The following is a 26,655-nucleotide window of genomic DNA, read 5'->3' as shown; positions in this document are numbered from 1 at the left end:
GGCGGATCAGTCGGCGAGCGGGAGGTAGACCCGGCTCCCTGCGGCCGCGAACTCCTTCGACTTCTCCAGCATCCCGGCCTCGATCTCCTCGGGGGACGCGCCGTTCTCGCCGCCGAAGCGGTCGCGTACGTCCTGGCTGATCTTCATCGAGCAGAACTTCGGGCCGCACATGGAGCAGAAGTGGGCGGTCTTGGCGTTCTCGGCCGGCAGGGTCTCGTCGTGGAAGCTCTCCGCGGTGACGGGGTCCAGCGAGAGGGCGAACTGGTCACGCCAGCGGAACTCGAAGCGAGCCCTGGAGAGCGCGTCGTCGTGGTCGCGGGCGCCGGGGTGGCCCTTGGCGATGTCGGCGGCGTGGGCGGCGAGCTTGTAGGTGATCACGCCCGTCTTCACGTCGTCCCGGTCCGGCAGGCCGAGGTGCTCCTTGGGGGTGACGTAGCAGAGCATCGCGGTGCCGTGCATCGCGATCGTGGCCGCGCCGATGGCGCTCGTGATGTGGTCGTAGCCGGGCGCGATGTCGGTGGCGAGCGGCCCCAGCGTGTAGAACGGCGCGCCGTGGCACCACTCCTGCTGGAGTCGTACGTTCTCCTCCACGAGGTTGAGCGGGACGTGCCCGGGGCCCTCGACCATGACCTGTACGTCGTGCTCCCAGGCCCTCTCGGTGAGCTCGGCCAGCGTCCGCAGCTCGCTGAGCTGGGCCTCGTCGTTGGCGTCGGCGGTGGAGCCCGGGCGGAGCCCGTCGCCGAGCGAGAAGGCGACGTCGTACTGCTTGAAGATCTCGCAGAGCTCGTCGAAGTGGGTGTAGAGGAAGCTCTCCTGGTGGTGCGCGAGACACCAGCCGGCCATGATCGAGCCGCCTCGGGACACGATGCCGGTGACGCGGTTGGCGGTGAGCGGCACGTAGCGCAGGAGTACGCCGGCGTGGATCGTCATGTAGTCGACACCCTGCTCTGCCTGCTCGATGACGGTGTCCCGGAACACCTCCCACGTCAGCTTGTCCGCCTCGCCGTTGACCTTCTCCAGGGCCTGGTAGATCGGCACGGTGCCGATCGGGACGGGTGAGTTGCGCAGGATCCACTCGCGGGTGGTGTGGATGTCGTCGCCGGTGCTCAGGTCCATCACCGTGTCCGCTCCCCAGGTGATCGCGTGGGTGAGCTTGTCGACCTCCTCCGCGATGCTGCTGGTGACCGCGGAGTTGCCGATGTTGGCGTTGATCTTCACCAGGAAGCGCTTCCCGATGATCATCGGCTCGGACTCGGGGTGGTTGACGTTGTTCGGGATGATCGCCCGGCCCGCCGCCACCTCCTCGCGGACCAGCTCGGGGTCGCAGCTCTCGCGCACCGCGACGTAGGCCATCTCCTTGGTGATGATGCCCTTTCTTGCGTAGTGCATCTGGGTGACGTTCTCGCCCCTGCGCGGCTGGCGGCGCTCGCCCTGCCACTCCTGGCGGGCCTCGCCGCGACGTACGGCTGCTCTGCCGTTGTCCACCAGCTCGGTCCGCCGGCCCTCGTAGGTCTCGGTGTCGCCTCGTTCGAGGATCCACTCGTCGCGACGCGGCGGGAGACCCTGCTCCGGCTGCGAGCCGGGGCCCTCGGTGCAGTAGCGGTCGAAGGTCTCGCCGTTGGTGAGCGCGACCCGGGTCACCGGGACCTTCAGGTCGCCGATCTCGAGGCGGGTGTGGGCGGGGTGGACGGTCATGCGATCTCCTTGGTGTGAGCGATCGGTCCTCGGCCACGGCCGAGGGTCCAGTGCTGGCTTGTGGTGAGCTGTCGGGTGACGTACGCGGCGGCCTGCTCCGCCGCTTCGCGCAGCGGGGCGCCGTGGGCGAGGTGGGCGGCCAGGGCCGAGCTGTAGGTGCAGCCGGTGCCGTGGTCGTTCTTCGTCGGGACGGCGGGATGGGTGAGCGGGACAGGGGGTCTCCCCGGCTCTGCGAGCCAGTCGGTGCATGTGCCGGTGGCTTCCGGGTCGCCGCCGGTGACGATCACCGCCGACCTCACGCTTGCCAGCTCCGCGGCGATCTCCTCGGGCGATCCGTCGTGACCGGCCAGGGCCCGGGCCTCGTCGAGGTTGGGGGTGACGACGGTGGCGACGGGGAGCAGGTGGTCGAGGTAGGCGCGACGTACGTCCTCACCGCCGAGCACCGCGCCGGAGGTGGCCACCAGGACGGGGTCGACGACGAGCGGCCGGCCGGCGCAGAGCCGCGCGACGAGCGCGACCGCCTCGGCGCTGCCGAGCATGCCGGTCTTGACCGCCGCGACGGGAAGGTCGTCGAAGACGGCGCGGAGCTGGGCCTCGACGGTGGCGACCGGGATGGCGTGGATGTCGCTGACCCCGGTCGTGTCCTGGGCGGTGACGGCGGTGATCACGCAGGCTCCATGGACCCCGAGCGCGGCGAAGGTGGCCAGGTCGGCGGCCGTACCCGCCGCTCCCCCGGAGTCGGTGCCCGCGATGGTGAGCGCGACCGGTGGGTTCATGACGCCACCGCCGTCGTGCCGAGGGCCGCCAGCAGGTCGCGTACGACCTCGGCCGGCTCCTCCGCGCGCATCACCGCGCCCATCACGGCCACCCCGTGGGCCCCGGCCGCCACCGCCGCCGCGGCGTTGTCCGGGGTGATCCCGCCCAGCGCGTACGTCGGCAGGGGCAGGCCGCCGAACGCGGCCGGCCCCAGCGGCGGCCCGTAGCCGGGCTTGGACTCGGTCAGCGCGTACGGGCTCAGCATCGCGTAGTCGAACCCCTCCGCAGCGGCGGTGGCGACATCGGTGATGCTGTGGCAGCTCCGGCCGCGGTGTAACACGCTGTGACACCGACTACAGCTCGCGGAGGCGGGCAGGTGCAGGCCCTCCGCGGCAGGGAGCGGGGTGTGGGCGGCGATGACGTTCAGGCCGAGTCCGGCGAGCAGCTCGGCCAGCTTGGCCCGATGCTCCAGCGGCTCGTCGAGCTCCCGGAGCACGACGTGGGTCAGGCCCGCCTCGGCGCACGCTGCCATCGTCGCGAACAGGCTGCGGCCGAGCGGCAGCTGGGAGCGGTCGGTGAGGACGAGCAGTCGCGGCAACACGGTCATGCGATCCGGCCCTCCATCGGAGACGACGCCCGGGCGACCGCCTGCCGCGGGATCCGGCCGGCGGCGCGGGCGGTGTGCCCGGCCTCGACCGCCAGGCGCAGCGCGCGAGCCATGCCGACCGGGTCGTCGGCGCGGGTCACCGCGGTGGCGGCGAGGACCGCTGAGCAGCCGAGCTCCATCGCCAGGGCCGCGTCCGAGGCCGTCCCGACCCCGGCGTCGAGCACGACGGGCACGGACACCGCGGCGACGACCGCCTCGATCGCGTACGGGTTCAGCAGCCCGAGCCCCGACCCGATCGGCGAGCCGAGCGGCATCACCGCCGCGCAGCCCACGTCCTCGAGCCGGCGGGCGAGAACGGGGTCGTCGGTGGCGTACGGAAGGACCGTGAAGCCCTTGCGCACCAGCTGCTCGGCGGCCTCGACGAGCTCGACGGCATCGGGCATCAGCGAGGTCTCGTCGCCGATCACCTCCAGCTTGACCCAGTCCGTCTCCAGCGCCTCGCGGGCGAGCTCGGCGGTCAGCACCGCCTCGCGTGCCGAGAGGCAGCCCGCGGTGTTGGGCAGGATCGGAACCTCCGCCGCGCGCAACGTCTCCAGCAGTCCGCCGGAGGCCGTCGAGGACGTACGCCGCATCGAGACGGTCACGAGCCCCGGCTCGGCGGCGGCGATGACGTCGGGGAGCAGGGCCAGGTTGGGCAGGCCGCCGGTGCCGAGGAAGAGGCGTGAGGAGAGCTCACGCCCAGCGATCTTGAGCCCGTTCTCGGGGATGCCGCTCATCCGCCCTGCACCGCCGTCACGATCTCGACGACATGTCCGTCCTGGAGCGGCCATCGCGCCCAGTCGTCGCGCGGCACGATCTCCTCGTCCACGGCGACGGCGATGCCGCTCGGCCGCCGGTCGCCGGTACGTGCCTCGAGCAGGTCGGCAACGGTGCCGCTGACCTCCATCGGCTCGCTGTTCACGGTGATCTTCATCCGTCCTCCTTCATCCGGAACCGACGCGGATCGACCGCGGGCTCCACTGACCCTGTCTCGATGTGGTCGGCCACCAGCTGTGCGATGAGCGGAGCCAGCAGGACACCGTTGCGGTAGGCGCCCGCGGCGAGCACGACTCCCGGCTCGTGGGTCGGGCCGACCAGCGGGAGGTTGTCGGCGGTGCCCGGGCGGTCGCGAGAGGTCGCCTCCACGACGCTCGCGCGGTCCAGCGCCGGCACCACCCGGCGGGCGGAGTCGAGCAGCCGCCACACGCCTTCGACGGTCGGCAGCAGCGGACCGTCGCGCTCCTCGGTGGTGGCCCCGATGACCACCTCGTCGCTGTCGATGCGCGGCACCACGTAGATCTGCTCGCCGTGCGCCCAGGCCCGCACCGTCCGCTCCACCGGCTCCTGCGTCCGCACCCGCACGACGTCTCCGCGCATCGGGCGGATCAGGGAGGAGTACGGATCGGGAAGCTGCGCGCCGGTCGCGATGACGGTGACCGTGTTGGTCATCTCGACAAGCTCGATACAACGCTCGACACGCTCGCTGGCGCTCGCGGCTCGACCAGCGGATTCGTCGGTTGAGCCGCCGGAGCCGCTAGGCGGAGGCGTGTCGAAACCAACACGGTCCCCGACCCGTTCGAGCAGCGCGCAGACGACCGCACGCGGGTCGACCGAGTGGTCCTCGGCGAGGAAGGCCCCACCGGCGACGCGGCCGAGTCCGGGCTCACGGGCCAGCAGCTCGCGGCGTAGGAGTCGCTCGTAGGAGACCCCGGCGAGGTCGAGCACCGAGAGCTGCCGCTCGACCTGCTGGACGTCCCCGGCGTCGAGGCCGACCAGCAGCGTCCCGCGGGTGTGCACGGGCACCCCGAGCCTGGCGGCGAACCCGGGCCAGAGTGCCAGCGACGACAGGCACAGGCGGGTCAACGACTCCTCGCCGTACCAGGCCTCACCGGCCGGGCTGAGCATGCCGGCCGCGGCGTACGACGCCCCCGAGCCCGGTGCGGGATCGACCACGGTGACGTCGTGCCCGCGCCTGATCAGCTCGTCGGCCACGGACAGCCCGACGATCCCGGCACCGAGGATCCGTACCCGCATCAGCCGACGGCTTCCACGAGCTCCTTCGCGGCCTGAAGTGGGTCGGGTTGTCGCCAGAGTCCGCCGATCACGGCGACTCCGTGGGCTCCGGCGGCGCGCACGGGGCCGGCAGACGCCGCCGAGATCCCGCCGATCGCGATCAGCGGCAGCACGCCGGCGGCATCGGTGACGGCGGAGACGCCGAGCGGGTCGGGGAGCCCGGCCTTGGAGGTGGTGGCGAAGACCGGCCCGAACCCGGCGTAGTCCGCGCCCGCGGCGGCAGCCGCCTCGACCGCGGCCCGGTCCCGGCAGGTCGCGCCGATGATCAGCCCCGGAGCGACCGCGTCGGCGATCCGCCGGGCGTCGGCCAACGGCAGATCGGACGCGCCGAGATGGACGCCGTCAGCACCGGCGGCGAGCGCGACATCGAGCCGGTCGTCGACGACGACGCGCGCCTCGTACGCCGCGACGAGCTCGATGACGGACGCGGTGAGAACCACCAGCTCCCGTGTGGTCGCGCCCTTGTCGCGTACCTGGAAGCCGTCGACTCCTGCTGCGGCGAGCGCAGGCAGGAGCGTCAGGTCGTCGGTCGTGGACACGAGGCAGAAGAGCCGCGGGAGAGCAGGCAACACGTCAGGTCACTTCCTTCGCCGGCATGATCCGGATCAGGTACTACGGTCGGAGCGGCTCCAGCTCCCTCTCAGCCCGCTGCCGCGGACTCCCGTGTGGGTTGGGTCTCGATCACTGTAACGGAATCGTGGGCACCCGACGCAAGGGGTTCACCCGATCGTGGACGGCTGACCTCCGCGCTGTGCGAGCGGCTTGAGCTCACAGGCCTCCGCGAAGCCGTCGGACTCGATACCCAGGGCGATGTTGGTGCGGGTCGAGAAGTTGGCGAACCCGATGACCGCGGTCAGCTCGATCACCGCCGCCTCGCCGAGCTGCGCGACCAGGCCCGACACCATCTCGTCGGTGACGGTCGGCTCCGCCTCGCTCATCGCCTCGGCGTACGCCATCACGTCCCGCTCCAGCGGCGTGAAGACATCGGACTCACGCCAGCGCGGCACCTCCCGGGCCTTGTCCATGTCGAGACCGCGGTTGTGCGCCTCGAAGTAGTTGTAGTCCAGGCACCAGCTGCACCCCACGGCCGAGGCGACGGCCATGTGGGCGAAGGACTTCAGCTGCTCGTCGCAGGCGTCCCACTTCTTCACCTTGGAGCCGAGGCCGGACATGCCCATCAGCACCTCCTGGTTGTGCCAGTAGACGCCGACCGAGGACGGCACCTGACCGAGCATCTTCTTGGCGAACCGCTTGATCAGCATCCCCTTGAAGCCGGTGATCTCCGCGGGCGCGATGCGGGTGGCAGTCATTTCTCCTCCTGGTTCTCGGCCCCGCTCTCCGGGGCGCTCGACATCTAGACGGCGGACGCGCGCGATCTGTGACATCCCCGGCGGCGTACGATTCACTTCCGTGGCTGACGTTGAGTTCCGGTACTCCGACCTCCTCCCGACTTCTCATGACGAGACTCCTTATCGGTTGATCACGTCAGAGGGGGTGGAAGAGATCGAGGTCGACGGGCGCAAGTTCCTCAAGGTCGACCCCGAGGCGATCCGCCGGCTGACCGCCGAGGCGATGAAGGACATCAACCAGTACCTCCGCCCGGCCCACCTCAAGCAGCTGCGGAAGATCATCGACGACCCCGAGGCCTCCGGGAACGACCGCTTCGTCGCGCTCGACCTGCTCAAGAACGTCAACATCTCCGCCGGCGGCATCCTGCCGATGTGCCAGGACACCGGCACCGCGATCGTGATGGGCAAGAAGTCCGAGGGTGTGCTGACCGGCGCCGACGACGCCGAGACCGTCAGCCGCGGTGTCTTCGACGCCTACACCAAGCTCAACCTGCGCTACTCCCAGCTCGCGCCGCTGACCACGTACGAGGAGAAGAACACCGGATCCAACCTGCCGGCGCAGGTCGAGATCTACTCGACCACCGAGGGCGAGAACGGCCCGGAGTACAAGTTCCTCTTCATGGCCAAGGGCGGCGGCTCGGCCAACAAGTCGTTCCTGTTCCAGGAGACCAAGGCGATCCTCAACCCCGACCGGATCCTGACCTTCCTCGACGAGAAGATCCGCTCGCTCGGCACCGCCGCCTGCCCGCCGTACCACCTCGCCGTCGTGATCGGCGGAACGTCGGCGGAGTTCGCGCTCAAGACCGCGAAGTACGCGAGTGCCCACTACCTCGACAACCTCCCGACCGAGGGCTCGATGAGCGCCCACGGCTTCCGTGACACCGACCTGGAGGAGAAGGTCTTCGAGCTCACCCAGTCCTTCGGGATCGGCGCCCAGTTCGGTGGCAAGTACTTCTGCCATGACGTACGCGTCGTCCGGCTCCCCCGCCACGGCGCCTCCTGCCCCGTGGCGATCGCGGTCTCCTGCTCCGCCGACCGCCAGGCGCTGGGCAAGATCACCCGCGACGGCGTGTTCCTCGAGCAGCTCGAGACCGACCCGGCGCAGTACATGCCCGACGCCGGCATGGCCGAGGAGATCTCGGCCGGCGAGGTCGTGGACATCGACCTGAACCAGCCGATGTCGGAGATCCTGGCGACGCTGTCGCAGCACCCGGTCAAGACCCGCCTGTCGCTGTCCGGCCCGATGGTCGTGGCCCGCGACATCGCGCACGCCAAGATCAAGGAGCGCCTCGACGCCGGCGAGGAGATGCCGGACTACCTGAAGAACCACCCGGTCTACTACGCCGGGCCCGCCAAGACGCCCGAGGGCATGGCGAGCGGATCCTTCGGGCCGACCACCGCCGGCCGGATGGACTCCTATGTCGAGCAGTTCCAGGCTGCCGGCGGCTCGATGGTCATGCTGGCCAAGGGCAACCGCTCCAAGGTCGTCGCCGAGGCCTGCGGGACCTACGGCGGCTTCTACCTCGGCTCCATCGGCGGTCCCGCCGCGCGGCTGGCTCAGGACTGCATCAAGTCGGTCGAGGTGCTCGAGTACCCCGAGCTCGGCATGGAGGCGGTCTGGAAGATCGAGGTCGAGAACTTCCCGGCCTTCATCGTCGTCGACGGCGAGGGCAACGACTTCTTCACCGACCCCTCCGGCACCACCACGGTGCCGCTGACCGGGATCCGGGTGCGCTCCAAGGAGCGCTGAGCGGGCGCCCACCCAATTCGCTGTCGCACTTCGTCTATCGGTCGTAGTATTCCTGCTATGCACGATAGCGAGAGCACAACAGCGCTCACCGACCTCGCGCTCGACGTACGCGACCTGCGGGTGCGCTACGGCAGCAACGAGGTGCTCAAGGGCGTGACCTTCTCCGCCCGTCGCGGCGAGGTCGTCGCCCTGCTCGGCCCCAACGGCGCCGGCAAGACCACGACCATCGAGGTCCTCGAAGGATTCCGGATGCCGGCCTCGGGCGACGTCTCGGTGCTGGGCTCCGACCCGGCACGGGGCGACGAGCGGTGGCGTGCGCGGGTCGGCGTGGTGCTCCAGTCATGGCGGGACCACAGCCGCTGGCGGGTGCGCGACCTGCTCGACTACCACGCGCGGTTCTACGCGCCGTACGCCACCGCTGAGGTCCCTCGCCCGTGGGACGTCGACGAACTGCTCGCCGTCGTCGGCCTCACCGCCCACGCAGACCAGAGGGTGATGCGGCTCTCCGGCGGCCAGCGCCGCCGGGTCGACGTCGCGATCGGCATCGTCGGCCGTCCCGAGCTGGTGTTCCTCGACGAGCCGACGGCCGGCTTCGACCCGCACGCGCGACGAGAGTTCCACGAACTTGTGCACCGGCTCTCCGACTTCGAGAACACGACCGTGCTGCTGACCACCCACGACCTGGCCGAGGCGGAGAAGCTCGCCGACCGGATCCTCGTGCTCGACCGCGGCACGATCATCGCCGACGGCAGTCCCGACAAGCTGGCCCTCGACCTCGCGACCAAGGCGGAGGTCCGCTGGACCGCCGGAGGCGACCGGCACGTGCACGCGGTCGAGGACCGCGACCCGACCGAGTTCGTACGCCGCCTGCTCGCGACCGAGCCCGACGTGACCGAGCTCGAGGTGAAACGGGCCAATCTCGAGGACACCTACCTCGCGCTCGTCCAGCGGGTCGAGAGCGGCCGGGCCGATGACCACGAGAAGCTGGAGGCGCTCTCATGATCACCACCGGGACCACAGGCACGCGCGGCGTCGCCGTACGCGCCGGGCTGCACCGCGGCTGGCTGGAGACCAAGTACTCGCTGACCGACGTCGGGGACATCTTCTGGATGCTCCTGTTCCCGGTCAGCTTCACGGTGACGCTGCTTTTCATGCGCGGCAACACCGTGCCCGGCACCGACCTCGCCCTGGGTGCGATGGTGCTGCCGAGCCTGATCGGGATGTCGATCGCCTTCGGCGGCCTCGCGGGCCCGGCGATGCAGATCGCCACCGACCGTGAGGACGGCACGCTGCTGCGGGCCAAAGCGACGCCCGACGGGATGCTCGGCTATCTGATCGGCAAGATCTGGTTCTTCGGGCTGACCACGCTGGCCAGCCTGGTGCTGCTCGCGATTCCCGCGATGACGGTGATCGGCGACCTCCGGATCGACGGCCGCACGGCGCTGCTGCTCCCGGTCATCTTCGTCGTCGGCATGGTCGCGACCGTTCCGATCGGGTCGGCGCTCGGCTCGATCTTCAAGTCGAGCGCCCAGTCGATGCTGATCATGCTGGCCTCGATGCTGTTGATCGCGATCTCCGGCATCTTCTACCCGATCACCGCGATGCCCACCTGGCTGCAGTGGGTCGGGCAGATCTTCCCCTTCTACTGGCTCGGGCTCGGCACGCGGTCCGCGATGATGCCTGCCGGGGCGGAGGCCGCGGAGATCGGAGACTCCTGGCGTACGGTCGAGATGTTCGCCGTCCTCGGCGTCTGGGCCGTCATCGGACTCGTGCTGGCACCGATCGTGCTCCGCCGGATGGCTCGCCGCCAGACCGGCTCCGCGATCGCGGCGGCGCGCGACAAGGTCATGTCCAGGGGCTACTGACCTGTGGCCAACGAATCGGACACCGTCTACAACCGGATCGCGATGCTACGCGCCGAGCGCGGCATCTCGCGCCGGGAGCTCGCCGACGCCCTCGGCGTCCACTACCAGACCGTGGGCTACCTGGAGCGGGGCGAATACAGCCCCTCGTTGCATCTTGCTCTGCGGATCGCCGCCTACTTCGACGTCGCCGTCGACGTCGTCTTCGCCATCGAGCCGTTCAAGCGTCTCGGCGACTGATCCCGTTCCTTCCGGAGCAGGCGAAGACCGGACCTCCGCCGACGTCGAGCCCCAGCGATGCGGGGCGACCGGCTAGGTTGATGGGCGCCGATCCCCGAGGACGAGGAGACCCCCATGCAGTGCCCCATCGACGGTGCCACCCTGGTGATGAGCGAGCGCCAAGGCATCGAGATCGACTACTGCCCGCAGTGCCGTGGTGTGTGGCTGGACCGCGGCGAGATCGACAAGATCATCGAGCGGTCCGTCGGTGCCCCGCAGCCCGGCAGCTACCAGCAGCCCCGCCAGGAGCAGAAGCGCGACGAGCGACGCTATGAGAAGCGGGAGTACGAGCGGCGCGACTATGACGATGACGACCGCCGCCACGACAACCGCCGCGGTCACCACCGCGAGTCCTGGTTGGGTGACCTCTTCGGCTGATCCTGCCGGGCGCCGCGTACGCACCTGATGGTCCCTGGACGTACGCAGAGTCCCTAGACGTCGTTGTCGCGCCGGTTCTCGGGCGGCGCCTCACCGGGCCCGGACCCATGCGTGTCCGGGCTGCCGGACTCGGAGTCGGGGTAGCCGGCAGTCGCGTCGGACGGCGCGATCGGAGTGCCACCCTCGCCTTCGAGGTTCTCGGCCGCGGAGACCTGGCCGCCCTCCTCGTCCGTCCCCGTCTCCTCGGTGTACTCGGGATCGTCGGGGCCCTCTGCTGGTAACGGTTGCTGGCTCATGTCCTGTGCGGTACCCCGTTACCGGGAGAACCACTCCTGGCGCAGCAGCCCGAACACCCACGAGTCCGAGACGTCGCCGTTCACCACGCAGTCCTCGCGCAGCGTCCCCTCCAGCGTGAAGCCGAGCTTCTCCAGCACCCGGGCGGAGGCGGCGTTGCGGGTGTCGGCCTCGGCCTGGACCCGGTTCAGGTCCAGGGTGTCGAAGGCCCAGTCCAGGAGCGCGCCCGCGGCCTCGGTCGCGATGCCCTGACCCCACCCTGCCCTGGCGAGGCAGTAGCCCAGGGAGGCGCTGCGGAAGTCGGGATTCCAGGAGTTCAGGGTGCACCAGCCGGCGAAGGCGGAGTCGCGCTCGATGACCAGCCGCGCCCCGCTCCCCTCCTCGGCCATCGCATGGCTTCGGGCGATGAACTGCTCGGCACGCGCCCGCTCGGTCCAGGGCGGCGAGTCCCAGTAGCGCAGGACGTACGCGTCGCTCTGGAGGGCGAACAGCGGCTCGGCATCGGCGGCGGCGAACGGCCGCAGCCGCAACCGCTCGGTCGTCAGCGTCGGGGTGGGCAGCGGCACCCGGCCATCTTGTCAGCGACCGAGTGCCCTCAGGAAACGGGTTTCTGCGACCTCCGCGGCGTCACCCGATGATGCGGTCCGCCCGGGCCGACTCCTCGTGGGCCGCCTCGACCGCCTTGGCCGCCTCGTGCTCCGCCTGCTCGATCGCCTCGCGAGGCGAGGGAACCGGCGGCGTACGTCCTGCGTCGTGGCCGTTGTCCGACCCCTTCGCCGACTGCATAGAGGAGGCGTTGTCGGCGAAGGCGCCGGTGACCGTACGCATCGCCTCGGTGAGCTCGCCGGGGATGACCCAGAACGAGTTGCCGTGCGACGCGAGCGAAGGCAGCATCTCGAGGTACTTGTAGGCCAGGACCTTGGGGTCGGCGTCGTTGGCGTGGACCGCCTGGAAGACCCGCTCCAACGCCGTGGCCTCACCCTCGGCCTCGAGGATCCGGGCCTGCTGGTTGCCCTCCGCCTCCAGGATGGACTTCTGCCGGGTGCCCTCGGCCTCGAGGATCAGCGAAGCCCGCTTGCCCTCCGCGTGCAGGATGGCGGCGCGCTTGTCCCGCTCGGCGCGCATCTGCTTCTCCATCGCCTCCTTGATCGAGGCCGGCGGGTCGATCGCCTTGATCTCGACCCGGTTGACCCGGATCCCCCATTTCCCGGTGGCGTCGTCGAGCACCTCACGCAGCCGCGCGTTGATCGTCTCGCGCGAGGTCAGGGTGCGCTCCAGGTCCATCGAGCCGATCAGGTTTCGCAGCGTGGTGACGGTGAGCTGGTCGATCGCCTGCAGGTAGTTCGCGACCTCGTAGGCGGCCGCCCGCGGGTCGGTGATCTGGTAGTAGAGCACCGTGTCGATGTTGACCACCAGGTTGTCCTCGGTGATCACCGGACGCGGGTTGGAGGAGTAGACGGTCTCGCGTACGTCCAGCTTGGTGTTGACCCGGTCCACGAGCGGGATCACGAAGTTCAGCCCTGGCTGGAGCGTGATCCGGTAGCGCCCGAAGCGCTCGATGTTGTAGCGCCGGGCCTGCGGCACGATCCGCACCGTCGAGGCGACCGCCCCCACCACAAGCGCGACCATGACCAGAACGATCAGCAGAAGTTCCATCTCGTACGCCCTCCTCTAAGGGGACAGCGAAAGCGGGTCGCGCGGATGCACGAGCGCCGTCGCGCCTTCGATCTCGAGCACGTCGACCCGGCATCCGACCGGGATGACCAGGTCCTCGTCGTAGGGGCGGGCGGTCCATTCCTCGCCCGCGAGCCGGACCAGCCCGTGCGCGTAGCTCACCTCCGCAAGGACGACCGCCTGACGGCCGACCAGCGCGTCGGTGCCATCACGCACCGGCGGTGGCAGGGCCATGTGACGGCGTGCGATCGGCCGCACCAGCAGCACGCTGCCGCCACCCGCGAGCGCGAAGACCAGCATCTGCACCAGCACGGGCGCGCCCAAGGCGGCGCTGCCCGCGGCAAGGAGCGCCCCGCCGGCGACGAAAGCGAACGCCAGCGTCATCGTGAACGCCTCGGCAATTCCGAGCAGTACCGCGACGAGGATCCAGAAGAACGACCACATAAGCCCACCAGACTCGTTTGTTCACCAGGGTACTCCCGGTGTGGTGGTCATCACATGGGGTCAGTGCGAGTTATTTCGCCCGTTGAGCAGCGGCAGTCCCGCCCACAGCGAGACGAACAGGACCAGCACGCCGATGGCCGCGACGACCCCGGCGCCGAAGGAGAGGACGACGTCGAAGACGAGCAGCACGACCAGCGCCGAGGTGATCGCGAAGCCCGCCAGTCCGGCCCGGGCACAGGCGTGCGAGGCAATGACCAGCCACGGCCGCTGGCGGCGCCTGAACAGGATCCGGTGGAAGGAGACGGGGGCGATGATGAGGGATGTGGTGATGACCGAGCCGACCAGCACCACGAGGTAGATCGTCTGCTGGTGGTCGGCCAGGTCCGGGAAGCGAGGCGAGAACGGGACGGTCAGCAGGAAACCGGTCAGGATCTGCACGCCGGTCTGCAGCACCCGCAGCTCTTGGAGGAGCTCGTTCCAGTTCCGGGTGATCCGCTCGGCCGGGTCCTCGTCCGGACCACCGCCCTCGATCTCACCGGGGTGAATGCTGCTCGCGGCCATCAGAACACCGGCCGTCCCCCAGTCACCCCGAGAACGGTGCCAGAGACGTAGGACGCCTCGGCCGGAGAGGCCAGGAACACGAACGCGGGCGCGACCTCGGCCGGCTGACCGGCGCGCCCCAGCGGCGTGTTCGCCCCGAACTTCTGAACCTTCTCCGGCGCCTGCGTCGCCGGCTGCAGCGGGGTCCAGATCGGCCCCGGAGCCACCGCGTTCACCCGGACCCCGTCGGGCCCGAGCTCGGCGGCGAGGTTGACGGTGAAGTTGTTGATGGCCGCCTTCGTCGCGGCGTAGTCGAGCAGGCTGGTCGAAGGTTCGTACGCCTGGATCGAGGCGTTGTTGATGACGCAGCCGTTGCTCTTCCGCAGGTGCGGGACGGCTGCGCGGGTCAGCCAGAGGAGGGCGTACAGGTTCGTCTTGAACGTCCGGTCGATCCGCTCGTCGTCCATGTCCGTCAGACCCTTGTCGCGGGCGAACTGGTAGCCGGCGTTGTTGACCAGGATGTCGAGGCCGCCGAGCTCCTGCACGGTGCGTTCGACGACCTCGTCGCACGCCTCACGCTCGCGCAGGTCGATCGGGATGGCCAGCGGCGTACGTCCGGCCTCCTCGACCAGCTTCGAGGTCTCCTGGGCGTCCGGCTCCTCCTCCGGGAGGTAGGTGAAGGCCACGTCGGCCCCCTCACGGGCGTACGCGATGGCGACCGCGCGGCCGATGCCGGAGTCGGCACCGGTGATGAGCGCGACCTTGCCATCGAGGCGGCCGTGGCCCTGGTAGCTGGACTCGCCGTGGTCGGGCAGCGGGTCCATCTCGCCGGTGAGCCCGGGAGGTTCCTGCTGCTGGGCTGGGAACTGGGTGTCGTCATCGCTCATGACGGGCCCGGTACCCACATCGGACACAATGGAACCGTGAGTGGGACTGAATCGGTGATCGTCGACGGTGGGCTGGCGCTACGGCATCGAGCGGACGGCCACCTGGAGCTGCGGGCCAACGGGATCTTCGTGATGGACACCCAGGAGACCTCGACGGAGAAGGCGCTGGCCACGCACGCCCTCGAGCTGCACCCGGCGCCGAGACACGTGCTCATCGGCGGCCTCGGGCTCGGCTTCACCCTCGAGGCCGTGCTGACCGATCCACGGGTCGAGGCGGTCACGGTCGTCGAGATCGAGCCGCGCCTGGTCGAGTGGATGCGGACCGGCCGGATCCCCCACGGCCCCGACCTGCTCAGGGACGAGCGCGTCCACATCGAGGTGGCCGACGTGGCCGTGGTCCTGCGGGAGAGCCGGCCCGAGGCGTACGACGTCGTGCTGCTGGACGTCGACAACGGCCCCGGCTACCTGGTCCACGACGCCAATGGAGCGCTCTACGAGGCGCCCGCGCTGGCGGATGCGCGGCGGGCGACGGCCGCGGGTGGCACCGTGGTGGTGTGGTCGGCGGCGAAGGCTCCGGCGCTGCTGGAGGTGATGGCGCAGGTCTTCGACGAGGCCGAGGCGCTCTCCTACCCGGTCGACCTGCAGGGGCACTCCGAGACCTACTGGCTCTATGTGGGCCGGCTCTCTGCCGCCGGGGCCTCGCGAGGGAATGGCACCAACTAGTCAAAGGTTGAATCAGACATGGACGACATGAGCTTTCGCATCGAGCACGACTCCATGGGAGAGGTCCGGGTCCCGAAGGATGCGCTGTGGCGCGCCCAGACCCAGCGGGCCGTGGAGAACTTCCCCATCTCGGGCACGCCCATCGAGCCGGCGCTGATCCACGCGATCGGTCATGTGAAGGCGGCCGCCGCCAAGGCCAACTTCGATCTCGGCGTCCTGCCCGGCGACAAGGCCGAGGCGATCATCGCGGCTGCGGGCGAGGTCTCCGAGGGCCGCCACGACGACGCGTTCCCGATCGACGTCTTCCAGACCGGCTCCGGCACCTCCTCCAACATGAACGCCAACGAGGTGATCGCGTCGCTGGCGGCTCGGACGGGCCGGGACGTACATCCCAACGACCACGTCAACGCCTCCCAGTCCTCCAACGACACCTTCCCGACAGCGATCCACGTCGCGGCCGCCGTCGCCGTCACCGAGCAGCTGCTGCCCGCGATCGACGTGCTGGCCGGGTCGCTCGAGGCGAAGGCCGAGGAGTTCTCCGGGCTGGTGAAGTCGGGACGTACGCACCTGATGGACGCCACGCCGGTCACCCTCGGCCAGGAGTTCGGAGGGTACGCAGCCACCGTCCGCTACGCGGCCGAGCGGCTCGAGTCGGCGCTCCCGAGGGTGCGCGAGCTGGCGCTGGGCGGCACCGCGGTCGGGACCGGCATCAACACGCCCGCCGGTTTCCCGCAGGCCGTGATCGCCGAGCTCGCAGGCCGCACCGGCCAGCCGTTCACCGAAGCCCGCAACCACTTCGAGGCCCAGGGCACCCGCGACTCGCTCGTCGAGCTCTCCGGCGTCCTGAAGACGCTCGCGGTCGGCCTGATCAAGATCAACAACGACCTGCGCTGGATGTCGTCCGGCCCCACCACCGGCCTGGCCGAGATCCACCTGCCCGACCTCCAGCCGGGCTCCTCGATCATGCCCGGCAAGGTCAACCCGGTCGTGCCGGAGGCCACCTTGATGGTCGCCTTCCAGGTGATCGGCAACGACGCCGCGGTGACCGCCGCAGGTGCCTCGGGCGCCTTCGAGCTCAACGTCGCGATGCCGGTGATGGCCCGCAACATCCTGGAGTCGATCCGCCTGCTCTCCACCTCGATGACCGTGCTGGCCGAGCGCACCGTCGACGGGATCGTCCCCGTCCCCGAGCGCCTGCGCGCCTACGCCGAGTCCTCCCCCTCGATCGTCACCCCGCTCAACAAGTACATCGGCTACGAGGCCGCTGCCAAGGTCGCCAAGCAGGCCCTCGCCGAGGGTGCCACGATCAAGGACACCGTCATCAAGCTCGGCTACGTCGCCGACGGCACCCTCACCGAGGCCCAGCTGGATCAAGCCCTCGACGTCGAGTCGATGACCCACCCCTGAACCGCCGAGTCGGCTCATCCTGACCAAAAACATCGCCGAGTCGGCGCGTTCTCACGCGCCGACTCGGCGAGATTTCACGTCAGGACGAGCCGACTCGGCCGCCTGGCCGACAGATTCGGCCTAGTACCAGCCGACGGACTGGGAGTGGCTCCAGGCGCCGCAGGGGGAGCCGTAGCGGTCGTTGATGTAGCCGAGGCCCCACTCGATCTGGGTGGCGGGGTTGGTCTCCCAGTCGTCGCCGGCGGAGGCCATCTTGGAGCCGGGGAGGGCCTGCGGGATGCCGTAGGCGCTGGAGGAGGGGTTGGCGGCGGTCGGGTTCCAGCCCGACTCCTTCTCCCAGAGCGGCTCGAGGCAGGAGAACTGGTCCATCCCCCAGCCGAAGTCGCCGAGCATCGACTTGGCGATGTCCTTGGGGTTGCGGAGATCGATCTCGATCTCTTCGACGCCGGCGATGGCCCGGACTTCGTTGCCGGCCGACAGGGCGGCCTGCTTGCCGGGGTCGGCGACCTCGCGGCGGTCACCGGCCGAACGCGACAGGGAGGTCTCGTTGCCGCGGGCGGCGGACTCGGCCTCGATCGCGGCGCGCTGGGCGTCGGTGAGCTCGGGGATGTCGGCGGCTGCCGACTCACCCGCGCTGAGCGTCGGGTCGTCGGTGGCGGGGCCGGTGTAGGCCACCCCGCCTGCGACTGCGGCGCCGGTCCCGCCGAGGGCGAGGACGGAGAGGAGGAGGGTTGTCTTGGCGGTCGTACGCGCAGCCTTGTGCGGAACGTCGACAAGCGGATTCGCTGGCGCACCGCGATGTCGCGGGGCACGATGAACAGGCTTGGTCACGGGCTCTCATTCGGGGGCTGAGGCATTACAGACCCGCAAACAATGCATGAGCACCAACCTCGTATCAAACCGGACGCACCGTTTGTAGGTCAGAAATGACCGTCCTGAGCATCACTTCCGTAACATGAGTCACAGAAATCACAACGGCCCCAGACCTTACAGGTCCGGGGCCGTTGACGTGACAATGATTACGGGACGACGTTCTCCAGCATCTCGGTGACGAGCGCGGCGATCGGCGAGCGCTCGGAGCGGGTCAGGGTGACGTGGGAGAAGAGCGGGTGGCCCTTCAGCTTCTCGATCACCGCGACCACGCCGTCGTGGCGTCCGACCCGGAGGTTGTCGCGCTGGGCGACGTCGTGGGTGAGCACGACCTTCGAGTTGGCGCCGATGCGGGAGAGCACCGTCAGGAGCACGTTGCGCTCCAGCGACTGCGCCTCGTCGACGATCACGAACGAGTCGTGCAGCGACCGGCCCCGGATGTGGGTCAGCGGCAGCACCTCCAGCATGCCCCGGTCGATGATCTCGTCGATCACGTCCTGCGTGGTGACCGCGGAGAGCGTGTCGAAGACCGCCTGGCCCCACGGCGACATCTTCTCGCCCTCGGTGCCGGGGAGGTAGCCGAGCTCCTGGCCGCCGACGGCGAAGAGCGGGCGGAAGATCAGCACCTTCTTGTGCTGGTTGCGCTCCATGACCGCCTCCAGCCCGGCGCACAGCGCGAGCGCGGACTTCCCGGTGCCGGCCCGGCCACCGAGGGAGACGATGCCGACCTCGGGGTCGAGCAGCATCTCCAGCGCGATCCGCTGCTCAGCGGAGCGGCCGTGGATCCCGAAGACCTCCCGGTCCCCGCGGACGAGGTGCACCTGCTTGTCCGGTCCGACCCGACCCAGCGCGGTGCCGCGGTCCGACATCAGCACCAGACCCGTGTGGCAGGGCAGGTCGCGGGCCGCGTCGAGCTCGAGGACGCCGTCGTCGTAGAGCTCGTCGAGGGACGCGGAGGCGACGTCCAGCTCGGCCATCCCGGAGTAGCCCGGGTCGGAGTCGTTGATCCGCTCACCGCGGTAGTCCTCGGCCTTCAGCCCGACCGCGGACGCCTTGATCCGCATCGGCAGGTCCTTGGAGACCAGGGTGACGTCGAGCCCGTCGCCCTGCAGGTTGCGCGCGACCGCGAGGATCCGGGTGTCGTTGTCCCCGAGCCGGAATCCGCTCGGCAGCGAGGACGGGTCGGTGTGGTTGAGCTCGACACGGATCGTGCCGCCCTCCTCGCCGACCGGGACCGCCGTGTCGAGGCGTCCGTGGGTGACCCGCAGCCCGTCCAGCTGCCGGAGCGCGGAGCGGGCGAAGTAGCCCAGCTCCGGGTGGTGTCGCTTCCCCTCCAGCTCGGTGATGACGACCACCGGGAGGACGACCTGGTGCTCGGCGAAGCGCGTCATGGCCTTCGGGTCCGAGAGCAGGACGCTGGTGTCGAGAACGAACGTGCGCACAGAAGGCGACTCGCTCTCCGGGGCTGTGTCCGATTCTGGGGCATCCGACGCCGGTGTCGGAGCGGCCGACGTATCGGCCTCGGTGACATGCTCGTTCGTGGTTCGGTTGGCCACGCGGATCACCTCTCGCGACCGGCTCATACACCCATGAGTCCGGCCATTTCATCGTTAATCAGATGGACCGGACGGTGGACCGTCAGTCGGGGTGCCGACCGCCTCACACCCGTCGGGATCGATGAGATCCTGACGCAGGTTCGGTTCGTGACTACTCACGTAACGGGCCTCCAGGTGCGACGGGAATTTGTTCCCCGCCGTTGGTACAACGCTACGACGCCGGACCAACGGTCTGTGGCAACACGAACGATTTTTCTTTGTGAACTCCTGGTGACACGACCGAATGTTCCGGCCAGCGGTCACCTTCCGAGGCGACGCTCGCGGTGGGCGTAGGCGCGCAGGGCCCGCAGGAAGTCGGTGCGCCGGAAGTCGGGCCAGTAGGCCTCGCAGAAATAGAACTCCGACTTCGCGCTCTGCCACAGCAGGAAACCGCCCAGGCGCTGCTCCCCGGACGTACGGATCACCAGGTCGGGATCGGGCTGGCCCTTGGTGTAGAGGTGGTCGGCGATGTGCTCGACGTCGATGATCTGGGCGAGCTCCTCCAGCGACGTGCCGCGGATGGCGTGCTCGTTGAGCAGGGCGCGTACGGCATCGGCGATCTCGCGGCGGCCGCCGTAGCCGACGGCGACGTTGACCAGCATCCCGTCGACGTCCCGGGTCGCCTCCTCGGCGGCCTTGAGGCGCTGGGACAGCCAGTCGGGCAGGAGATCGAGTGCGCCGACCGGGTGCAGCCGCCAGCGGCGTACGTCTGCCAGCGAGTCGACCGCGTCGGCGATGATCTCGAGAAGCGGTGCCAGCTCGTCGGCTGGGCGGTTGAGATTGTCGGTGGAGAGCAGCCACAGGGTGACCACCTCGATGCCGATCTCGTCGCACCAGGTGAGCAGCGGCTCGATGTTGGCCGCGCCGGCACGGTGGCCGTGGGCGGTCGACTGGCCGACCTCCTTGGCCCAACGACGGTTGCCGTCGAGCATCACCCCGACGTGCTTGGGCAGCTTGGAGGCATCGAGCTTGCGGAGCATCCGCGCCTCGTAGGCTGGGTAGAGAACCCGACGTACGCCTTCCTTCCAGTCTGCCACGTGCAGAAGGGTATCGGCGCCGCGCCCACATCTCCCAGCGGGACGGGGTTCACCCGATCTTCAGGGTGGACCGATAGCCTTGGCCCTTATGAGCGAGATGACGGACGCGATGCGCCTCAAGGTCGGAACGATCACCGACTCGGTCTCCTCGACCGTTCACGAGGCCCTGCCAAAGCTGCGCGGCTGGATCCACCTGGCCAGCGCCCCGCTCACGCTGGCTGCCGGGATCGTCCTGATCGTCCTGGCCCCCGCGGGTGCGCCACGGCTGGGCGCGGCGGTGTTCACGATGGCCGCGCTGCTGCTCTTCACAGTCTCCGCGGTCTACCACCGCGGCAACGCGATGGGTAAGTGGAGCCCACGCTCCCACACCATCCTGAAGCGCTGGGACCACGCCAACATCATGCTGATGATCGCGGGCTCCTACACCCCCTTCTCGCTGCTGCTCCTCGACGGCGTCACCCAGGTCGTGCTGCTCTCGGTGGTCTGGACCGGTGCCATCCTGGGCGTCTTCTTCCGGGTGTTCTGGCCCGAGGCGCCGCGCTGGCTGTACGTCCCGAACTACATCGCGCTCGGCTGGGCGGCGATCTTCTTCATCCCGTCCTTCTTCTCCGGCGCGGTCGCGCTCGGTGTCGGCATCGGGATCGCCACCTTCACGCTGATCTGTGTCGGCGGCGCGCTCTACACCGCCGGCGGCGTCATCTACGGCTTCAAGCGGCCCAACCCGTGGCCGCAGTGGTTCGGCTTCCACGAGGTCTTCCACACCTTCACGATCCTCGCGTTCATCGTGCACTACACCGGCGTCTCGCTGGCGACGTACTCGCTGCGCTGAGCCTGAGCCTGGTCGCGTGCCGTGGCCGCGTGCCGGGCGAGCACCGCGGTGAGGATGCCGGTGACGGCGAAGAGCGCGCCCAGCACCATCCAGCCACCGGTGCCGTGGTCGATCGCGGTGGCGGTCACCACCAGAGGCGCGAGCATGTGCGCCAGCGCGTAGCCCATCTGGCTGACGCCCTGGTAGGCACCGGCCCGCTGCTGGTCGGCGAGCTCGAAGGCCAGCCCCCAGCTGCCCGCCTCGCCGCGCGTCTCGGCTGCCGAGGCGGCCAGCGCGGCGAGCAGCAACAGGCATGTGGCGAACACCGGGCCCGCATAGCCCGCCCCCGCGAAGAGCAGGCAGGCGGCGAGCAGCAGGAACCCGGCACCCCGCACGGCCCGACCCGCCGTGGCGATGTCGTGAGTGCCACGCGAGGCCCGCACCTGGAAGAGCGCGACGTAGACGGTGTTCACCACCAGGAGGAGCGAGACCAGGACCGTCGGCGCGTCGGTGTGGTCGGCCACCCACAGCGGCACCCCGATCGAGGTCAACCCGAAGTGGATCGCCATCACGCCGCTGAGCACGGTCGCGGTCACATAGGTGCGGTCGCGCAGCGGTGAGGGTCCCGTGGCCGCCGTCGGACCGGAGCCGGCGTCCATCGTCTCGGCCAGCCCGGCGACCCGGCGCCTGAGCCCGATGAGCGGCACGGCCGCGAGCGTGGTGAGCACCCCGACGAGCACCATCGTGGTGCGGTAGGCGGTCCCGGTGTCGACCGCTAGCGCCAGTGCGGCGAGCAGGGTGCCCGCGCCGATCATCACGTTCATGACCACGCGCAGCCGGGCGCGTACGGCAACCCGGTCGGGGCCGTCGAACCAGCGCGCGATCAGCGTCGACTGCGCGCTCGACTGGAAGCCTCGCGACGCCGAGACCCAGGTCGCGACCAGCACGAACGCGGCCACGTCCCGGGCCAGCGCGTAGGCGAGCAGGGCGATGCCGTAGCTCGTCATCGCCCACAGCTGCACCCGGTCGGCGCCCCACCTGTCGCTGAGCCGCCCACCGGCGTACGTCGCCACGACGCCGACTCCCCCGGCGATGGTCAGGCCGATGCCGACGGTCACCGCCGAGAGTCCGACCGTGCGGGTGAAGTAGAGCGCGCTGACCGCGAAGAACATGCCACGGGCGAGGGAGAGGGCGGCGATGACGCCGACGAGCGGGCGCTCGACCGGGTCGCTGGGAGGTCGGATCACGGGTCCAGTTGTCGCACCCCACGACTGCGCGCGCTAACGATGTAGCGTATTGCTTCATGATCAGGTACGAGCTGGCCGGCCCCGACCTGAGCGAAGTCCGGTTCGCCATCTCGCCGCTCAACGAGCTCACCCTCTCGTTGCGGGCGCTGCGCGACCCCGGCAGGTTCCCGCTCCACCTGCCCTGGCTCCGCGGTGTCGGCACCGCCGACCTGGATCGCGAGACCCTGCTGGCGCTGACCAACGACCGACTCTGGACACCGGACTTCCTCAACCCGCGCCCGCGCACCCCGCTCGCCCGGCTCGAGGACGAGCTCGAGGTGATCGCGGCGACCTCGCCGCAGCGCGTACGCGCCGACCTCGCCGCGGTCCACTTCGAGGGCGGCCCGCCGCCGGTCCTGAACGGGCCTCCGCAGGTGGTGCTGCGCCGCGTCCTCACCGCACTCCGCGGCTACTGGGACGCCTGCTTCGAACCGCACTGGCAGCGGATGCGAGCGGTGCTGGAGGCCGACATCGTCCATCGCGGCCGGACGATCGTCCACTCCGGCATGGCGTCGATGTTCGCCGACATCTCGCCGCGAGTCACCCTCGCCGACGACGTCCTCGCGATCCGGCTCACCACGTCGAAGGTCGACTATCGGCGTACGACCGCGGGAGTCGGGCTCACCGTGGTGCCGACCCTGTTCACCCGCAATCCGTCGACGCCGATCTCGCCCGAGGAGCCGCCGGTCATGTTCTACCCGGCGCGCGGGCTCGGCACGCTGTGGACCAGCGACCGGCCGCAGGCGCCGCGGGCGCTGAGCGACCTCATCGGCGAGACCCGCTCCGGGCTCCTCACGCTGCTGGCGGCTCCGGCCTCGTCGACCGAGCTGGCCGTACGCCTCGGGGTCACCCCCACGGCCGTCAACCAGCACCTACGCGCGATGCGCGCGGCAGGGCTGCTGACCTCGGCCCGCCACGGTCGATCGGTGCTGTATCTCCGCTCCGACCTCGGCGACCGTCTGGTCGACGCCGTCAGATGACGTCCAGATGAGAAAGGGGCGCGCGGCCATCCCGGCCACGCGCCCCTTCTCGTCTACGAAATCCTCACATTTGCAGCGGCTCGACGACGTCGTCGTTCCCGCCCTTGCCGACCCGCGCGTTGCGGTAGCCGTAGAGGAAGTAGATGGCGAAGCCGATCGCCATCCACACCAGGAACCGCAGCCAGGTCTCGACGCTCAGGTTGAGGGTCAGGTAGATGCAGATCAGCGCCGCCACGATCGGCAGCACCGGACTGAACGGCACCTTGAAGGAGCGCGGCAGGTCCGGGCGACGCTTGCGCAGGATCGGCACGGCGATCGAGACCAGCGCGAACGCGGTCAGGGTGCCGATGTTGACCATCTCCTCCAGCTTGCCGATCGGGGTGAAGGTGGCCACGATCGCGACGAAGACACCGACGGTGAGGGTGATCCGGACCGGGGTGCCGGTCTTCGGGTTGACGTGGGCGAACCTCACCGGGAACAGACCGTCGCGGCTCATCGCGAAGATGACCCGGATGGCGCCGATCATCAGCGTCATCACGACGGTGGTCAGACCGGCGACGGCGCCCGCCGAGATCAAGGTCGCGAAGCCGCCGCGGCCGACGTCTCGGAACGCGGTGGCGAGCGCGGCCTCGGAATCGATCTGGTCGTACTTCACCATGCCGGTGATGACCAGGGCGACGGCGACGTAGAGGATCGTGCAGATCACCAGCGAGCCGATGATGCCGCGGGGCAGGTCACGCTGCGGGTTGTTGGCCTCCTCCGCGGTCGTGGCGACCACGTCGAAGCCGATGTAGGCGAAGAAAACGACCGACGCCGCCGAGATGATGCCGAGGACACCGAAGGTCTGCGGCTCGAGGCCGAAGGCCCACTGGATCAGCGGCTGGTGGATGCCTTCACCACTGACCGAACCCGCGCGCTCGGGGATGAACGGGTCGTAGTTGGAGCCGGTGATGTAGAACATGCCGGCGACGATGACGAACAGGACGATGAAGAGCTTGACCGCGACGAGCGCGAGGTTGACCCGCAGCGACTCCTTGATGCCGATCGCGATCAGGCCCACCAGGACGACGACGAGCAGCAGCGCGGCCAGGTTGGGCTGACCGAAGTCGGCGTTGGCGTCCGGGCCGTAGCCCTTGGGCCAGCCGAGGCCGATCTCCTCGAGGAACGTCACCAGGTAGCTGCTCCAGCCCTGCGCGACCACGGACGCGCCGAGCACCATCTCCAGGATCAGGTCCCAGCCGATGATCCAGGCGAGCATCTCGCCGAGGGTGGCGTAGGAGAAGGTGTACGCCGACCCCGACACCGGCACGGTCGAGGCGAACTCGGCATAGCACAGCGCCGCCAGGCCGCAGCAGATCGCGGCGATGACGAAGGAGAAGACGACACCCGGACCGGCATACTCGGCCGCGGCCCGACCCGTCAGGGTGAAGATACCCGCTCCGATGATGACGCCGATCCCGAAGACGGTCAGGTCGACGGAGGTGAGCCGCCGTTTGAGCTTGAAATCAGGGTGGTCGGCATCGGCGAGAGACTGCTCGATGGACTTTGTTCGCCAAATGGACATAGGGGATAGCAAACCATCTCGATCGGCGGACTCGATAGGTCGGGGGGCAACCGCTATCGGCTGCAGCGGAAGCTCGTGGCCTCCGAGGCGGGGCCGCCGACGTACGCAGGCCAGGCCGGCCATTCGCACAACGGCCGCGTGCGGCCGGCACCGGCGTTTCCGTCGGCGACCACCTGGTTCTCGCCCGGCGCGACGCCGCGCTCGGCCCACTTCTCCAGGGCCGTGAGCGAGTCGTACGAGGCGGAGAAGGCGACCGGGGCGAAGTTGGCGTGGTTGGCTCCCGGCACCAGATAGAACCGGGAGAACCCGTCGGTCGCCCGCTTGCCCATCACCCGCTGGACGCGCTGGTAGTAGTCGATCGTGGAGCGGTGGCTGACCAGCTCGTCAGCGGCACCGTGGACCAGGATCAGCCTGCCGCCGGACCGGGCGAACGGGCGCAGGTCGGCGTCGTTGACGTCCTGGAGCGCGGTCAGTTCGCTGATCCGGCGCTGCCACTCCCCCGGGTCGGCCGGGTCGATCGCGAACGGGCTGATCTGTGGGTCGCGGGCGACGAAGTACTTGGCCCACTGGTTCCAGAACTGCATGCCGTAGCCGGCGGTCACCGGCATCGGGTCGGCCGGCGCGGCGGTGCCGAAGCCGAGGACCGGCGTCGACATGCGTGCCCCGGACAGCACCGGGAACCCGGGATAGCCCCACTCCCCGCTCGCCACCCGGTAGGGCAGCCGCCAACTGCTGTCGGCCGCTACCACCGCATCCACCTGCTCACGCGAGAGGCAGGTGTCCCCCGGCGTCTCGCCCTCGCCGCACAGCAACGTCTCCGGGTCGAAGTCGCAGCCGGCCTCGTCGGAGATCACCCCGTCCGTGACCCCGTCGCCGCCGTCGCAGGCGGCCAGGACCCGCTGTGCGACGAGGTCCTGCTGCGCCTTCGACGGGAACGCTCCGGGCTTGCCGAACTCGTGGGTGATCCGGCCGAAGAAGAGGTCGAGGGTGGCAGCGTTCCAGGCGGGGTACGCGGAGATCACCCCGTCGAAGTCGCGCGGCCAGCGCTGCGCGACCGCCAGGGCCTCCCGTCCACCGGTCGAGCCGCCGGCGAAGTAGGCCGTGCCGGGCGCCCGACCGAACGCCTTCGAGATCACGTACGTGGCGGTGTCGTGCACCTTCTTGAGCGCGTCACCGGAGAAGTTGCGCACGGCTTCGTCGTTCTGGCCGAACCAGCCGTCCAGGCTGGCGATCGGGTGGCGGCTGGTGTCGGCCTGATGGCCGGAGTCGCTGGCGTAGGTGGCATAGCCGCGGCCGAGCGGGGTGCGCTGGTCGACCGGCCCGAAGGGCACGTTCTGGGCGAGATTGGGGACGGTGCCGTTGTAGCCGCCACCGCCGAACATCATCGTCTTCCCGTTCCACCCCTGGGGCAGGGCCAGGCCCATCCGGATGTCCGGCGCGGCCGGGTCGACCGGATGGATCGCGATGTCGGCGCGGCAGTACGCCGGGAGCGCGGTCGGCCCGGTCCCGGAGGCCGGCATCGACGTCGTCGCGGTGACCTCGGCACCGGTGGTCGGCAGGCCGATGCGGTGGGCGGGGATCCTCAGCCCGACCAGCGACGAGCAGTCGGCGGTGCCCGTCGACGGCGCGGCGCTCGCGGGCACCTGGCCGACGACCAGGGCCGCGGCGGCGAGGGCGAGCGCGGAGCCGACGGTCAGGAATCTGCGTACGTGGGTGGGGGCCATTGCTCAAGGATCGCGACGCGGTGTGACCTGCGCC

Annotated in this window: 29 protein-coding genes and 1 riboswitch; of the genes, 9 read left to right on the top strand and 20 right to left on the bottom strand. The window is 69.8% G+C overall.

The window, feature by feature from the left end; all coding sequences use genetic code 11:
* Positions 1–6: 6 nt before the first annotated feature.
* The 8 genes from thiC to ABT304_RS09245 all read right to left on the bottom strand — a co-directional run bounded on the left by thiC (position 7) and on the right by ABT304_RS09245 (position 6,480).
* The gene (gene thiC / locus ABT304_RS09280; protein ID WP_350714655.1) at positions 7–1,695 is read right to left on the bottom strand and encodes a phosphomethylpyrimidine synthase ThiC; all 1,689 of its coding nucleotides are present in this window, start codon (positions 1,693–1,695) and stop codon (positions 7–9) included.
* Positions 1,692–2,471: a bifunctional hydroxymethylpyrimidine kinase/phosphomethylpyrimidine kinase gene (gene thiD / locus ABT304_RS09275; protein WP_350714654.1), complete on the bottom strand. Its 780-nt coding sequence runs from the start codon at positions 2,469–2,471 to the stop codon at positions 1,692–1,694. The genes thiC and thiD overlap by 4 nt, the downstream gene beginning before the upstream one ends.
* Positions 2,468–3,058, bottom strand: coding sequence for a thiamine phosphate synthase (locus ABT304_RS09270; RefSeq protein ID WP_350714652.1), 591 nt, complete (start codon positions 3,056–3,058; stop codon positions 2,468–2,470). Before ABT304_RS09270 ends, thiD begins: the two co-directional genes overlap by 4 nt.
* Entirely contained in the window at positions 3,055–3,834 is a 780-nt protein-coding gene (locus ABT304_RS09265) for a thiazole synthase (protein WP_350714650.1), read from the bottom strand. The genes ABT304_RS09270 and ABT304_RS09265 overlap by 4 nt, the downstream gene beginning before the upstream one ends.
* A complete protein-coding gene (gene thiS / locus ABT304_RS09260) occupies positions 3,831–4,031 on the bottom strand; it encodes a sulfur carrier protein ThiS (protein ID WP_160024886.1) in 201 nt (66 codons plus the stop codon). The genes ABT304_RS09265 and thiS overlap by 4 nt, the downstream gene beginning before the upstream one ends.
* Positions 4,028–5,131, bottom strand: a complete 1,104-nt coding sequence (locus tag ABT304_RS09255; protein ID WP_350714649.1) for an FAD-dependent oxidoreductase — start codon at positions 5,129–5,131, stop codon at positions 4,028–4,030. The genes thiS and ABT304_RS09255 overlap by 4 nt, the downstream gene beginning before the upstream one ends.
* Positions 5,131–5,742: a thiamine phosphate synthase gene (thiE, locus tag ABT304_RS09250; protein ID WP_350714647.1), complete on the bottom strand. Its 612-nt coding sequence runs from the start codon at positions 5,740–5,742 to the stop codon at positions 5,131–5,133. The genes ABT304_RS09255 and thiE overlap by 1 nt, the downstream gene beginning before the upstream one ends.
* Positions 5,736–5,845: riboswitch (TPP riboswitch) on the bottom strand. (Overlaps the previous gene by 7 nt.)
* Before the next feature lie 44 nt (positions 5,846–5,889).
* On the bottom strand, positions 5,890–6,480 hold the full coding sequence (locus tag ABT304_RS09245) for a carboxymuconolactone decarboxylase family protein (RefSeq protein WP_350714645.1): 591 nt from the start codon (positions 6,478–6,480) through the stop codon (positions 5,890–5,892).
* 100 nt (positions 6,481–6,580) lie between these two features.
* Between ABT304_RS09245 and ABT304_RS09240 the strand changes: the two genes are divergently transcribed.
* The 5 genes from ABT304_RS09240 (at position 6,581) to ABT304_RS09220 (ending at position 10,788) form a co-directional block, all read left to right on the top strand.
* On the top strand, positions 6,581–8,269 hold the full coding sequence (locus tag ABT304_RS09240; RefSeq protein ID WP_350714643.1) for a fumarate hydratase: 1,689 nt from the start codon (positions 6,581–6,583) through the stop codon (positions 8,267–8,269).
* Positions 8,270–8,326: 57 nt separating this feature from the next.
* The gene (locus ABT304_RS09235) at positions 8,327–9,271 is read left to right on the top strand and encodes an ABC transporter ATP-binding protein (protein WP_350714642.1); all 945 of its coding nucleotides are present in this window, start codon (positions 8,327–8,329) and stop codon (positions 9,269–9,271) included.
* Positions 9,268–10,134 carry an ABC transporter permease gene (locus ABT304_RS09230; protein ID WP_350714641.1) on the top strand — a complete coding sequence of 289 codons (867 nt, stop codon included), beginning with the start codon at positions 9,268–9,270 and terminating at the stop codon, positions 10,132–10,134. Before ABT304_RS09235 ends, ABT304_RS09230 begins: the two co-directional genes overlap by 4 nt.
* Before the next feature lie 3 nt (positions 10,135–10,137).
* The gene (locus ABT304_RS09225) at positions 10,138–10,371 is read left to right on the top strand and encodes a helix-turn-helix transcriptional regulator (RefSeq protein WP_292648302.1); all 234 of its coding nucleotides are present in this window, start codon (positions 10,138–10,140) and stop codon (positions 10,369–10,371) included.
* A gap of 114 nt (positions 10,372–10,485) precedes the next feature.
* Positions 10,486–10,788, top strand: a complete 303-nt coding sequence (locus ABT304_RS09220) for a TFIIB-type zinc ribbon-containing protein (protein WP_350714639.1) — start codon at positions 10,486–10,488, stop codon at positions 10,786–10,788.
* Between the two features lie 53 nt (positions 10,789–10,841).
* Here ABT304_RS09220 and ABT304_RS09215 read toward each other — a convergent pair whose 3' ends face one another.
* The 6 genes from ABT304_RS09215 to ABT304_RS09190 all read right to left on the bottom strand — a co-directional run bounded on the left by ABT304_RS09215 (position 10,842) and on the right by ABT304_RS09190 (position 14,627).
* A complete protein-coding gene (locus tag ABT304_RS09215; protein ID WP_350714637.1) occupies positions 10,842–11,084 on the bottom strand; it encodes a hypothetical protein in 243 nt (80 codons plus the stop codon).
* Positions 11,085–11,102: 18 nt separating this feature from the next.
* Complete coding sequence (locus ABT304_RS09210) at positions 11,103–11,648, bottom strand: GNAT family N-acetyltransferase (protein ID WP_350714635.1); 546 nt, start codon at positions 11,646–11,648, stop codon at positions 11,103–11,105.
* 61 nt (positions 11,649–11,709) lie between these two features.
* Positions 11,710–12,738: an SPFH domain-containing protein gene (locus tag ABT304_RS09205; protein ID WP_160024896.1), complete on the bottom strand. Its 1,029-nt coding sequence runs from the start codon at positions 12,736–12,738 to the stop codon at positions 11,710–11,712.
* A gap of 15 nt (positions 12,739–12,753) precedes the next feature.
* Positions 12,754–13,200, bottom strand: coding sequence for an NfeD family protein (locus tag ABT304_RS09200; RefSeq protein ID WP_160024897.1), 447 nt, complete (start codon positions 13,198–13,200; stop codon positions 12,754–12,756).
* Positions 13,201–13,260: 60 nt separating this feature from the next.
* Positions 13,261–13,761: a DUF6328 family protein gene (locus tag ABT304_RS09195; RefSeq protein WP_350714633.1), complete on the bottom strand. Its 501-nt coding sequence runs from the start codon at positions 13,759–13,761 to the stop codon at positions 13,261–13,263.
* Complete coding sequence (locus tag ABT304_RS09190) at positions 13,761–14,627, bottom strand: glucose 1-dehydrogenase (protein ID WP_350714631.1); 867 nt, start codon at positions 14,625–14,627, stop codon at positions 13,761–13,763. Before ABT304_RS09190 ends, ABT304_RS09195 begins: the two co-directional genes overlap by 1 nt.
* A 36-nt stretch (positions 14,628–14,663) precedes the next feature.
* Here ABT304_RS09190 and ABT304_RS09185 point away from each other — a divergent pair, with 36 nt between their 5' ends.
* Positions 14,664–15,350, top strand: coding sequence for a spermidine synthase (locus ABT304_RS09185; RefSeq protein WP_350714629.1), 687 nt, complete (start codon positions 14,664–14,666; stop codon positions 15,348–15,350).
* 18 nt (positions 15,351–15,368) lie between these two features.
* Complete coding sequence (locus tag ABT304_RS09180; protein ID WP_350714627.1) at positions 15,369–16,757, top strand: class II fumarate hydratase; 1,389 nt, start codon at positions 15,369–15,371, stop codon at positions 16,755–16,757.
* 120 nt (positions 16,758–16,877) lie between these two features.
* Here the strand turns inward: ABT304_RS09180 and ABT304_RS09175 are convergent, their stop codons facing one another.
* The 3 genes from ABT304_RS09175 to ABT304_RS09165 form a co-directional block, all read right to left on the bottom strand.
* Positions 16,878–17,588 carry an aggregation-promoting factor C-terminal-like domain-containing protein gene (locus ABT304_RS09175; RefSeq protein ID WP_350714625.1) on the bottom strand — a complete coding sequence of 237 codons (711 nt, stop codon included), beginning with the start codon at positions 17,586–17,588 and terminating at the stop codon, positions 16,878–16,880.
* A 188-nt stretch (positions 17,589–17,776) separates the two neighbouring features.
* Complete coding sequence (gene phoH2, locus ABT304_RS09170) at positions 17,777–19,183, bottom strand: RNA 5'-3' helicase PhoH2 (RefSeq protein WP_350714623.1); 1,407 nt, start codon at positions 19,181–19,183, stop codon at positions 17,777–17,779.
* 299 nt (positions 19,184–19,482) lie between these two features.
* Positions 19,483–20,259, bottom strand: coding sequence for an isoprenyl transferase (locus ABT304_RS09165; RefSeq protein ID WP_160024904.1), 777 nt, complete (start codon positions 20,257–20,259; stop codon positions 19,483–19,485).
* 88 nt (positions 20,260–20,347) lie between these two features.
* Here ABT304_RS09165 and trhA point away from each other — a divergent pair, with 88 nt between their 5' ends.
* Positions 20,348–21,088, top strand: coding sequence for a PAQR family membrane homeostasis protein TrhA (gene trhA, locus ABT304_RS09160; protein ID WP_350714621.1), 741 nt, complete (start codon positions 20,348–20,350; stop codon positions 21,086–21,088).
* Here the strand turns inward: trhA and ABT304_RS09155 are convergent.
* The gene (locus tag ABT304_RS09155; protein ID WP_350714619.1) at positions 21,049–22,314 is read right to left on the bottom strand and encodes an MFS transporter; all 1,266 of its coding nucleotides are present in this window, start codon (positions 22,312–22,314) and stop codon (positions 21,049–21,051) included. The genes trhA and ABT304_RS09155 overlap by 40 nt on opposite strands.
* A 56-nt stretch (positions 22,315–22,370) precedes the next feature.
* On the opposite strand from ABT304_RS09155, the gene ABT304_RS09150 reads away from it, so the two are divergent.
* Positions 22,371–23,333 (top strand): ArsR/SmtB family transcription factor, encoded by a 963-nt coding sequence (locus ABT304_RS09150; RefSeq protein WP_350714617.1) that lies wholly within the window; start codon positions 22,371–22,373, stop codon positions 23,331–23,333.
* Positions 23,334–23,397: 64 nt separating this feature from the next.
* Here the strand turns inward: ABT304_RS09150 and ABT304_RS09145 are convergent, their stop codons facing one another.
* Positions 23,398–24,897, bottom strand: coding sequence for an amino acid permease (locus ABT304_RS09145; RefSeq protein ID WP_350714615.1), 1,500 nt, complete (start codon positions 24,895–24,897; stop codon positions 23,398–23,400).
* A 53-nt stretch (positions 24,898–24,950) separates the two neighbouring features.
* Positions 24,951–26,621 carry a tannase/feruloyl esterase family alpha/beta hydrolase gene (locus tag ABT304_RS09140; RefSeq protein ID WP_350714613.1) on the bottom strand — a complete coding sequence of 557 codons (1,671 nt, stop codon included), beginning with the start codon at positions 26,619–26,621 and terminating at the stop codon, positions 24,951–24,953.
* Between the last annotated feature and the right edge of the window lie 34 nt (positions 26,622–26,655).

Source organism: Nocardioides sp. NPDC000445, from assembly GCF_040300245.1.
Lineage (GTDB): Bacteria > Actinomycetota > Actinomycetes > Propionibacteriales > Nocardioidaceae > Nocardioides.
Note: the sequence above shows the minus strand (reverse complement) of the source record. Positions and strands in the feature narration are given on the sequence as shown.